This is a genomic window from Mesorhizobium kowhaii (assembly GCF_042431665.1).
Classification (GTDB): Bacteria; Pseudomonadota; Alphaproteobacteria; order Rhizobiales; family Rhizobiaceae; genus Mesorhizobium; species Mesorhizobium kowhaii.
This window is the reverse complement of the sequence record NZ_JBHLYT010000050.1, coordinates 1-9,795: the sequence shown is the minus strand read 5'-3', so window position 1 is coordinate 9,795 and position 9,795 is coordinate 1. Positions and strand designations below refer to the sequence as shown.

Sequence of the window (9,795 nt, the reverse complement as noted above, 5' to 3'; positions counted from 1 at the left end):
GAAATCTCCATAGCCATCGACTGTGGCCCGCGGGTTCCTTCCTCGGGGACTTTCGTACGCCTGCCGGCGCCCGAAACTCTTCACGGAAGCGGAATGGCAGCTTCTAGCATCCAGAAAGCGATGGCAGACATTCAAGCAGGTGGGATTGAAGTCTCCAACTGACCCAAACACGACAGCCGACATCACGGCTAACAGGTCCGCTTGCACCAAAAACGATCTTCCGAAGCAAATCTCAACCAGTGGAGGGAGTGGGATTGAAACCACCGAGAACTCGTGCCCGCGCCGGTTTTCAGTCCGGTGCCCTGGCTAAAGCGCCTCGCGACTGAACGGATTCATGCGACGCGCCTTAGGTTACTGCTGTTATCCATCTCGTTGTACCAAAACCGCTGCGCACTTTTTGGGCGACATCTACTAATGTCCGATTCCCGCAGCCTTTTGCCGACGAGACCTGACCGCCTCCAGCAGTTCGCGCTCGCAGGTGTGAGCATTTCGAAAAATGGCCACAACCATCACCGCCAAGATTTCTGCGTCCAGGTCCAAAGGGTCGAGATTCTCATCCTCGCAGACCTGATCGAACACGCGCTCGCAAATAGCCAGATCGAGGGGGCTCAGGCAGGTGCGATTGAAACGCCGACGCAGCATCTGTGCGAACCTTTCAGGGCCCGCCCCCGTGCTTGGCGGCGGGCTTTTACTAATGAACCGCTGACGCGATGGAATGCTTAAATGATAATATCGTCCACAGTGTATTGGAATAAGTTTACCTGTTGCCTGATGATTCCTCTGTTAATAGTCCCAAAATCAGCGCGCATTCACGAGCTTTATACTGCCCAGCAATCATAAGCTGGTAGTAATCTTGCCGTTTGTGTTCCGGGATGTGAAATCCGCGCCGAAATTCCGCCGCTTCTTTCGCGGTTCGAGTGCAGCCGAGTTTACTGGCGGTGACTTTCAAACTCGCCAGCGAGCATCCGATCTTTTCCGCAATAACTTTCAGCGGCTCGTTGTTACCGTATCCATCAAGAATTATCTTGCGACGAGCTTCGCTGTTGAGCTTTGTGTTCATTTCGATTGTCTCCTCAACTACTATCTCACGATGCCAGATTCTTACGCGCCAGGTTGAAGAGTGTCGTTAGCTTCGCATCCAGAAACTTATCTCGGAATGCATTTCTTGCTGTAATCCAGCGTGATCGCCGTTTTTGTCGACTCGGGTTCCGCCAGTCTTGCCAGATGCCTGAAATACACCACATGATTGTGAGGGGCATGGGCATACCCGAATCGGATATGGCACCACGCGATGGACACTAAGAGGCAAGACCAGGCCCTTGCGAGGCAGCAGCGGGACCTTGATCGGCGTCGTTGGCCGCGCGAAGGTCAACCCCACAATGAGGCCGCTCCATCGCTCGCGCCGGTGCTCGAACCTCTGCCCTTTTCAACGCTCGAACTGGCGCCAGAGGATCAATTCGCTGCTTGGCAAGCGCATATGGCGCCGCTTGTCGAGGTCAGGTTGCCGGAAGACAAATCGCCGGACGATGGCTTTCCCGCCGACCACACGGCTTGGAATCTCGGTGGCATGCTGATCGTTCAACAGCGCGCGCCGGCACATAGCTACATGCGTTCCGCCGCGAAGCTCCGATCCAGTTCGATCGATCACTGGTATATCGTCTTGCCACGTACTGGCCGGTCGTGGACGGAGGTGGATCGCCGCGTTGCGGAAAACCAGTCGGGCAAATTGGAGATCAGATCGCTTGGCTATCCGTTTCGCGGGAGGGTAACGGACTCGGAAAGTCTCTTTCTCTATCTACCGCGTGATTTGTTCTCTGATGCGGCGTCGACCCTCGACGCAAAGAACAATTCAATTCTGTCCGGCAACTTTGCCAACCTCTTCGTCGACTACGTCAACAGCATCGAAGCAAGACTGCGCAGTCTCACGGCCGAAGATCTGCCCCGCATCATACACGCAACACGCAGCATGATCATTGCCTGCCTCGCGCCTCCGGCGGAACATGCCGCGGCTGCCGAACAATTGGCGAGTGTCGCGCTGATGGAGCGCGCGCGTCGATACGTCCAAACCAATCTGGATGCGGCTCATCTGACACCGGATTCAATGTGCCGGGCGCTCGGCGTATCGCGCTCTCGTCTGTATCAATTGTTCGAACCGAGCGGTGGTGTTCTCCATTACATACAAAGTCGCCGACTTTTGGCAGCTCATGTTGCACTCAGCGATCCGGCGGACAGCCGGCGAATTGTTGATATTGCCGAGACCTTCGGGTTTAGTTCAGCGGCCAATTTCAGTCGAGCATTCAGCAAGGAATTCGGTTACAGCCCCCGCGAAGGCCGCAGTACTGTGGTGTTGCCGCGCCCCGCCCACTCTGTTTCGCTTGCTGAACACGAGAAGGCCTCGTCCTTTGAAGGTTGGCTCAAAGCGCTCGGAAGCTGAGTGCAGGATCGGCGATGGTTGAGATGGGCGGGCTTAAAACAGGGGCGGGGAAGGCGACGCCGCTCCGTGGACCAGAATATTTCGTGTCGCGTCCACCCGCGCCATCAATCATATGGCCAATTCCCGCCAATTTCCGGTTTATTAACCAACTGGGATTGCTCATCGTTATCGCCGCCAATCACAGCAGAGCATACATTGCAACTACGCCGCATGCGGAACTTGTTAAGACCGGGAGTTGAAAGTTTGCCAAGCTTGACAGTTATGCTATTTTTACACTGGGGGCGCGGATTCGCACCGCCTATGGAGGTGGCTATTGCATCCAGACGCATCAGGCGTCGGCACGGAGAGTGAGGGGCCTTCCTCAAGCGATGTTCCACGTCCCGGCGAAACGCTTCTCGCTGACCTTTTGGCGAACACGGCCGAACTTTTGTCGTTCTATGACCGCGACTTCTGTCTGACGCACTACGCAACCAAGCTCAAAGGCGTGTACGGAGGCGCGGTGGCGCCGGGTGCCGCCATTTGGGAGATCTATCCGAGCTTCCTCGATGCGAGGTATCGCGACGAATTTCTTCGTGTGTTCCACGGCGGCTCGCCGGCAAGCATCGATTTGCCGCGATCATCGGGCGAAGCGCCGCGGTCCGCTTTCGTTTTCGCGACTGCAAATGGTGTGGGAATCATCGAATCAAGGGGGCGTGGTGGGCGGAGCGTCGCGGAGGAGCAAGAGCATGTAATTCTGCTCCATCAGGCGACGCACGACGTGTTGACCGGACTGCAGAATCGGCGGCGATTCGGCGAGCAGCTGCAGCAAGCACTGGCGGCCCTCGGCGAACCAAAGTCGAAAATCGCCCTGCTGCAGATCGACCTCGATGATTTCAAAGCGGTCAACGACACGCTCGGCCATGGAGCAGGCGATACGCTCCTTCAGCTCGCGGCGGGTCGTATCCGCGACGCGCTGCAGGATGGCGAATCCGCGTACCGGTATGCCGGCGATGAGTTCGCTGTCATCCAATTGGGAAGGGAGCAGCCAGCAGAGGCTGAGCGCCTCGCCGGATCGCTGGTCGACGCGTTCAAGGCCCCCTTCGTCATCAACGGTATTCCCGTCTTCGTCGGCTCGAGTATCGGAATTGCTTTCGGGCCGGAGCACGGGACCGATGGCGAGCAGCTGATGAAAGCCGCTGACATTGCTCTTTACGCAGCCAAGACAGATGGGCGCGGCTGCGCTCGAACATTCAACCGTTCGATGCTGCTCTTGCTCGAGCAACGCGAGAATCTGAGGCGCAGCCTTCGAACCGCGCTGGAGCGGGGCGAGCTTTATCTGGAATATCAGCCGCTCATTCGGCCCCCCTCGTCGGTGATCGGTTTCGAAGCGCTGCTGCGGTGGCGGCACCCCGACGTCGGGGTCATTCCTCCCAGCGTGTTCATCCCGATCGCCGAAGCCGACGGTTTGATGGACGACATTGGACGATGGGTGCTCGAGGAAGCCTGTCGCCAGGCATTGACCTGGCCTTCCTCGCTGACAGTCGCGGTGAACCTGTCGCCGGCTCAGTTCCTTGGCGGTTCGCTGACAGACACGGTTGCTCAGGTCATCGACGAAGTTGGAATCCGACCCGACCGGCTTGAACTCGAGATAACCGAGACGGTTCTTCTTGAGAAGACGATCGACAATATCGATACATTAAACACTCTGAACGTATTGGGAATACGAATATCGCTCGATGATTTTGGAACGTACTATTCGTCGTTGAGTTACCTTAAGAATTTTCCCTTCGACACGTTGAAGATAGATCAGTACTTCATTGCGGACCTGGAGACCGATCTCAAAAGCCAAACGATCGTGCGATCGATCATAAATCTGGCGCACGGCCTGGGAATAAGTGTCACTGCCGAGGGGGTCGAGACGTCGGCACAGGCACGATGGCTGATCAAGGAAAACTGCGATTGCTTGCAAGGTAATTTCCTGGGACGGCCGCTCGGAGCCGAAGCAACCAACGATTTCATCAGGCGGTCCCCGCTGAGGGTGGTACGAGCGATGGAGGAATCAAATCGGGCGGTCTAGCGCCTTGCACCCTTTGTTAACGGTGAAGTGGAGATTTGTAGAAACGATCGAGACAGATACCGCGCAATCCTTCGAGTCAGTGCGAGAGTGACTCGTTACGGGGCGCGGTGAAATTTTCAGCCTCGGAGGTCATTGCCCCACCAGGGCTCAATACTGATGGAACATGGGAGGATGCCGATGGGACCTGTTCAACATGACCTAGCTGGCGAGCCGACTTTTGAGCCCATGATCCAGATCGACATGGAAATCAAAGCTTTCGTCTCCGCTTGGAGACACTGCGATTATGTCTCGACATACATGGCCCGCATGATCAGTCAAAATAGATCAGACTCGGTCCGGCATTCAAATCTCTTTTCCTCTGCCTTTAACGAACTGCTGGAAGTCGTCTTTCGTACCCGCCATGCCGACGGCGAATTGGCATGCAGGGTGTCTCGCCATGGCGCCACGGATAGGATCGAGCTGACATTCCCTTGCGTGCCAGGGGAGCGCCGATTCTACCAAGAGGCCGTGTCGCAAGTCGCAGGATTCGAGGCCGGGGAGCGATACCTTAACTCGGTGTCCGGGGATCTCGCGCCCAGCCGGGAGGTCGTACTCCTGGAACTGGCTGTCGACTACAACGCGACACTCAGGGTCGAGGAAGCCGATGGCGATGCAATCAAGCTTGTCGTCGATCTTCCGCTTGAGGGCCTGCGAAATTGAACCCTTATGACCTTCTCCCGCGCTTCAAGGCGCAATACGACGCGAACAACCAGGAGTTCTCCATATGGGGGGTGGTCCGGCCTCAGGCGGTCGATGAGCTCGGGCCCAGCATGGCATTGCTTCGCGATGCGATCGGCCGCGTGTGCGGCGTTCTCTACATCAATGTCAGACGCCTGACGCAGATGAACAACGCTGCGTTTTACGCCTTTTCGAGGATCATCATTGATGCCTGTCGCGCTCGACCCGATCTCAAATTCGTCGTCATCACGTCAAGCGTCGTCGGATGGACCTCGCGAAAATTCGGTCGCTTGAGCGGAATCGAACCGAACATCACGGTCGAGGAGTATGACAGTGAATTCTATCCGGGGCAGGGCTTCCTCGAGGAAGGCGGGTTCGTTCCGATCCTCCGCACACAGACAAAGATGACCTGGCGCCACGAGCGCGCAATCTTGCCGCGACACGGCATGAGGCCCGGGATCGTCATGGCCGACATCTGTTGCGGGATCGGAGATTTCGCCGTGCTCGTGCAGAAGGAGTTCCAGCCATCGCGGATCGTCGCCCTCGACCACTCCATGTCAAGCCTCAGCTATGCTCGACAAGTGATGCGGGAGTTCGATATCCGGGGCATCGAATATACCTATGGCGATGCGTCGGAGATGCTGCTCGACGAAGCGCAGTTCGATTTGGTCACCTGCCGGCATTCACTGCAAATCTTCAATCGGCCTGAACTCATCCTCAAGGAACTCTATCGCATATGCAAGCCGGGCGGGCGGGTCTACATTACCAACGAGAAGAATTCGCATTGCCTCGGGGAGCCGCGCTCCGAAAGCATTCGTTGGACCTACAACGAGGTGGCGAAGCTGTTCGGGCATTTCGAGATGGATGTCGAGCTTGGGCCCAAGAGTCGGCGATACCTGGTCGAAGCCGGGTTCGAAGATATACGTGTCGAGTCCTTCATGGTCACTAACCTGGACGGCGATCCGCAGGACTTCGCCGATGTCATTGTGGCCTGGGCGAATGTCTATGCGGGCGAGATGGCGACCAGACGCGGCGACGGACCGGAGTTCGTCGCACGGTTCCGGCAGGGCTTCCAGGACCACATTTTCGCTGCACTCCACCCCAAGGGTTATGCGGGTTGGCCGATCTGGGTCGCATCGGGGCGACGGCCGCAATGAAATCCGACAATGAGCCTACACCACGCTTCGGCCTGCGCTCCTTTCGAGCGAAATTCGTATTGGTCGTTGGCGGCGCCGTACTGTTCGACCTCCTGCTGAGTGGCGGCCTGGCGCTTTGGAACGTTCAAAAGCTGTCGCGCGACGCCACATCGGAAGTCGGTGAGGGCCTGACGACAGCAAACCAGGAATACATTCGTTCCTATGCCGATTCGACGGCGTTGAGTGTCGACCTGCTGCTCGATCGGGTTCATGGGGACGTCAAGGCGCTGGCCGGCGTGCTGCAGGCCCAGATCGACGATCCGAGTAGGCAGCAACAGGTCGGAGCGACGCTTTCGCATCAGGCGCCCGACTCCGTGAAGGTCGTCTACGACACTAAGGGCGATTGGGCGCAGAATCTGCCGGGCTCGCCTTCCGTGGTAAGCGTCTGGGGCTACCTGCTGGGCGCCGACCACAGTCCGCTGCCCGGCGTTCAGAAGGAAATAGAAGACAGTACCGTGATCGATCTCGTCGCACCGACTCTCATGGCCAGCGGGGCGTCCAAACTGCAGATGTACTATATTGGTCCAAAAGAACGGCCGATCTTCAGGACGGTGCCATATACGGACCAGGCACAGACCTTCGACCGGCTCTATCCAGGCCACAACAAGGCGGAGTTCTGGGAGTTCTTCTTTCCGGGAATCTATGGTTCATGGCAGCAATGGGCCAAGGATCCAGCCTCACGTCCGGTCCCTGACGACATAACCCAGACAGCGCCTTACACCGATGCGATCACGGGAAAGCTGATCGTCAGCTTTTTCCACCCGCTGTGGACGCGCGATCGCACCAGTATCGCCGGCACGGCGGGGGCGGACATCACGCTCGATCAGCTCGCGGAAGTCGTTGAAAGGGTGAAGATCGCTGAAACCGGGTTCGGTTTCCTCACGATGTCGACCGGCAACGTGGTGGCGATCAATCCGTCGGGCCAGGCGATCATCGGCCTGACTTCATCGAGCGATGCCGGCACGCAGGGCGTCACCGGCCTGGAGAGGTCTCTGCGGGGAAGTACGCAGCCGGCTATCGCGTCGCTGCCTCTCGACCAGAACAATGACGGTGTCATCCAGCATATCATGCTCGACAACAAGGGCGAACGCGTTCCCTACATTGTTGTTCTCAAGAGGTTGAAACCGACCAATCTGTGGAGTTCGGGACCGATCAAGTCCGAAACGATGTCGGTCGGGATCGTCGTTCCCGAAGGGGAGATCTATGCGTCCCTGTTCGCCGCGCAGAAGAGTATTTCCCGCGCAACCAATCGTATCCTGCTCTTCCAGGTCGGCGCGATCGTCGTTTCGCTTCTGATTGTCTTTGCGGCCGTGCTCGGGATTTCGAAACGGATCACCGCGGGCCTCAGGGCGCTTGCCAGCGCCGCCCAGAAGCTCCAGTCCAAAGATTATTCAGTCCGCGTGAACATTCCAACGCGCGACGAGGTAGGAGCGGCAGGGATTGCCTTCAACCGGATGGCTGAGGAGATCAGCTTTCACACGGAAAACCTCGAGCAACTCGTCGACGAACGAACCAGGGAGCTCGGGGACGCAAATCAGGAGATTTCCGCACTCAACGAAAAGTTGCGGGACGAGAACGTCCGCCTCGGTGCCGAACTCGCAGTTGCCAGGCAGATCCAGATGATGGTCCTGCCGAAACCATTCGAACTCGAAGCGATTCCGGGGCTGGAGATCGCAGCGTATATGCGGCCGGCGGACGAGGTCGGCGGGGACTACTACGACGTCCTGCAGAACGGATCACGGGTAAAGATCGGCATCGGCGACGTGACCGGTCATGGTCTCGAGAGCGGCGTGCTGATGCTGATGGTCCAATCCGTTGCACGCGCGCTGCAGGAGACCAACGAAGCGGATCCGCACCAGTTTCTGGATCGGCTGAACAGAGCGATCTACAAGAACATCGAGCGGACGAACACCGATAAGCATCTTACGCTGGCCTTCCTTGACTTTGAGGATGGGCGGGTAACGCTATCCGGCCAGCATGAGGACGTTCTCGTCGTCCGTGCGGACGGGGAAGTCGAACGCATCGACACGCTTGATCTGGGTCTGCCGGTTGGTCTGGAGAGTGACATCTCGCAGTTCATTGACACGCATGACATCAAGTTCGGGAGCGGCGACGTGATCGTGCTGCACACCGACGGTGTGACCGAGGCGGAAGACCAGGACAAAAGACTGTTCGGGTTCGAGCGCCTTTGCCAGAGCGCACGAAAACGTCATGGCAGGAGCGCCGAGGAAATCAAAACCGGGATCATCGAGGATCTGATGGCCCATATCGGAATACAGAAGATCCACGACGACATCACCCTCGTGATCATAAGGCACACATAGGCATGACCACGCTGTTCGGTACCCCTGACGTTGCAATCGGGATGAAGGAGAGTGTCAGTCGCGTGCGGCTGTTCGACGGACCTCTCGACTTGAGTTGGCGTCATTGTGCCACGACCTCGGACTTCATCGCCGATCTTTTCGCGTTGCGCTTTCAGTCGTCCCGCAATGACTAAAGGGAAGTGCGCCATAGCATCGGATATCTGGTCAACGAGCTCATCGAAAATGCCGTCAAGTTTCGCGCACCGGGTGAGATCGTGATCGAGGCGTCGATGGATTCGGAGTGCTTCAAGCTCAAGGTGTCGAACGACGTCGATGGTGAAGACGCGTCCGAGTTCCAAAACCTCCTGGCGGACATCACGGTTGGCGACCCCAGAGACCTGCTGATACAGCGAATTGAAGCGAATGCCGCGAACCCCGACATGGCAGGCTCCGGACTCGGATTGCTGACGTTGATGAGCGACTATGGCGCACGCCTGGCTTGGATATTCAGCTCCGCCGACGAAAGCGATCGGATTTGCCTGGAGACATATGCCTCCATTCCGATCTCGCAAACTCACAACTAGATGAAACGAAGCCAGGCCATGGAAATCAAGACAGACGACTACCGCGTGTGGATTGAAGGAAGCGAAATTTTTTTCGACGGTGCCATGCGGCTCGCCAGTTCCGAAGCCGGTGCGCCTATCACGGCTTTGGCGGCCAGTGTTCTTGCCTCAAATCCCTCCTCCATTACGCTCAACTTGAAGGACCTTCACTTTCTCAACTCTTCCGGTATCAACCTGCTGGCGAAATTTACCATCGAGGTGCGCAAGCATCCCGATGTTCGACTCGTCGTGCGTGGAACGCCCGACATACCCTGGCAATCGAAATCATTGCCGAATCTGAAGAAGCTGCATCCCGCTCTGGTGCTTTTGATGGACTAACCAGGTCGCTCGAAATCAGCCAAAGGACTGCGTGGTGCAAGAGCGCTGTTGATTGCCACTGAGAACTGACCCGGCAACCCAGGATATTTCCACCGAGAATTGACCCATGTTTGAACCTTGCCCTGCGTGTTTTCAGCGGGGGCTACGG

Annotated in this window: 8 protein-coding genes and 1 pseudogene; 7 read left to right on the top strand and 2 right to left on the bottom strand. The window is 57.4% G+C overall.

Annotated features, from left to right (window positions below):
- Positions 1–411 precede the first annotated feature (411 nt).
- Both ACFFNA_RS26270 and ACFFNA_RS26265 read right to left on the bottom strand, forming a co-directional pair.
- Entirely contained in the window at positions 412–642 is a 231-nt protein-coding gene (locus ACFFNA_RS26270; protein ID WP_378922808.1) for a hypothetical protein, read from the bottom strand.
- A gap of 115 nt (positions 643–757) precedes the next feature.
- Positions 758–1,060 carry a hypothetical protein gene (locus tag ACFFNA_RS26265; protein ID WP_378922806.1) on the bottom strand — a complete coding sequence of 101 codons (303 nt, stop codon included), beginning with the start codon at positions 1,058–1,060 and terminating at the stop codon, positions 758–760.
- A gap of 231 nt (positions 1,061–1,291) precedes the next feature.
- On the opposite strand from ACFFNA_RS26265, the gene ACFFNA_RS26260 reads away from it, so the two are divergent.
- From ACFFNA_RS26260 to ACFFNA_RS26230, 7 genes and pseudogenes are all read left to right on the top strand, one after another.
- Positions 1,292–2,434 (top strand): helix-turn-helix domain-containing protein, encoded by a 1,143-nt coding sequence (locus ACFFNA_RS26260; RefSeq protein WP_378922804.1) that lies wholly within the window; start codon positions 1,292–1,294, stop codon positions 2,432–2,434.
- Between the two features lie 406 nt (positions 2,435–2,840).
- Positions 2,841–4,490: a putative bifunctional diguanylate cyclase/phosphodiesterase gene (locus tag ACFFNA_RS26255; protein WP_378922810.1), complete on the top strand. Its 1,650-nt coding sequence runs from the start codon at positions 2,841–2,843 to the stop codon at positions 4,488–4,490.
- Positions 4,491–4,715: 225 nt separating this feature from the next.
- Positions 4,716–5,189 (top strand): ubiquinone biosynthesis methyltransferase UbiE, encoded by a 474-nt coding sequence (locus ACFFNA_RS26250; RefSeq protein ID WP_245445882.1) that lies wholly within the window; start codon positions 4,716–4,718, stop codon positions 5,187–5,189.
- Positions 5,186–6,364, top strand: coding sequence for a methyltransferase domain-containing protein (locus tag ACFFNA_RS26245; RefSeq protein ID WP_378922802.1), 1,179 nt, complete (start codon positions 5,186–5,188; stop codon positions 6,362–6,364). The genes ACFFNA_RS26250 and ACFFNA_RS26245 overlap by 4 nt, the downstream gene beginning before the upstream one ends.
- The gene (locus tag ACFFNA_RS26240) at positions 6,361–8,727 is read left to right on the top strand and encodes a SpoIIE family protein phosphatase (RefSeq protein ID WP_378922800.1); all 2,367 of its coding nucleotides are present in this window, start codon (positions 6,361–6,363) and stop codon (positions 8,725–8,727) included. Before ACFFNA_RS26245 ends, ACFFNA_RS26240 begins: the two co-directional genes overlap by 4 nt.
- 2 nt (positions 8,728–8,729) lie before the next feature.
- A pseudogene (locus ACFFNA_RS26235) lies at positions 8,730–9,290 on the top strand (slr1658 superfamily regulator).
- 18 nt (positions 9,291–9,308) lie between these two features.
- Positions 9,309–9,647 (top strand): slr1659 superfamily regulator, encoded by a 339-nt coding sequence (locus ACFFNA_RS26230; RefSeq protein WP_111544545.1) that lies wholly within the window; start codon positions 9,309–9,311, stop codon positions 9,645–9,647.
- Positions 9,648–9,795: the final 148 nt, after the last annotated feature.

What these genes read in the sequence shown, in the direction of transcription:
- ACFFNA_RS26270 (WP_378922808.1), bottom strand. Translation starts at nt 642, where the DNA reads ATGCTGCGTCGGCGTTTCAATCGCACCTGCCTGAGCCCCCTCGATCTG.
- ACFFNA_RS26265 (WP_378922806.1), bottom strand. Translation starts at nt 1,060, where the DNA reads ATGAACACAAAGCTCAACAGCGAAGCTCGTCGCAAGATAATTCTTGAT.
- ACFFNA_RS26260 (WP_378922804.1), top strand. Translation starts at nt 1,292, where the DNA reads ATGGACACTAAGAGGCAAGACCAGGCCCTTGCGAGGCAGCAGCGGGAC.
- ACFFNA_RS26250 (WP_245445882.1), top strand. Translation starts at nt 4,716, where the DNA reads ATGATCCAGATCGACATGGAAATCAAAGCTTTCGTCTCCGCTTGGAGA.
- ACFFNA_RS26240 (WP_378922800.1), top strand. Translation starts at nt 6,361, where the DNA reads ATGAAATCCGACAATGAGCCTACACCACGCTTCGGCCTGCGCTCCTTT.
- ACFFNA_RS26230 (WP_111544545.1), top strand. Translation starts at nt 9,309, where the DNA reads ATGGAAATCAAGACAGACGACTACCGCGTGTGGATTGAAGGAAGCGAA.